The sequence below is a fragment of the Vibrio sp. D173a genome (assembly GCF_030248475.1).
The window spans coordinates 1-511 of sequence record NZ_JAHGAH010001212.1 but is presented as its reverse complement, the minus strand read 5'-3'; the positions used below and the strand labels follow the sequence as shown (position 1 = coordinate 511).

The 511-nt window shown below is 43.8% G+C and carries 1 protein-coding gene; it reads right to left on the bottom strand.

Going from position 1 to position 511, the window contains the following annotated elements; genetic code table 11:
* Positions 1–221: 221 nt before the first annotated feature.
* Positions 222–511 (bottom strand): winged helix domain-containing protein (locus KIV40_RS32365; protein ID WP_375164933.1); only part of this gene is annotated, 290 nt, incomplete at its 5' end.

Sequence of the window (511 nt, the reverse complement as noted above, 5' to 3'; positions counted from 1 at the left end):
GTCGGGTGAAGTGAATCAGAGTGTGGTCGATATTCGCGATCTAAGTGCGCAAATTCTAGAGCAGGCCTCGAAATCTGAAGAGCAAGGAAACCAAATTGATACCTTATCTCAGCAGCAGCAAGCGCTAGTTAATCAATTTAAGGTTTAAAGACTTTTTGCGCTTTAAAAACAACAAAGGGACACGCATCAACGTGTCCCTTTTTGTTTGCTCAGAATTCGAATTACTCTTCGATAAACCAATAGCCTTTGTTGACGAGGTCGGTAATAAGCGCAATGCCAGACGGGCTTACCGTTTGTTCTGATGTGATCACTGGTTCATTACACAATGATGTCAGTAGTGCGCTGTCATTCTCGTCGACTCTAATGACTTCGCCGTTAATGTAAGCAACATTCGCTTCTACTTCGTGGTATAGGGCTTTAAGGCCTGACACTTTGTAAATCTCACCCTGTGACGCAAGGTGGTTACACACTTCTTCCGCATTCCACAGTGGTTCAGGAGCAACTATATCAA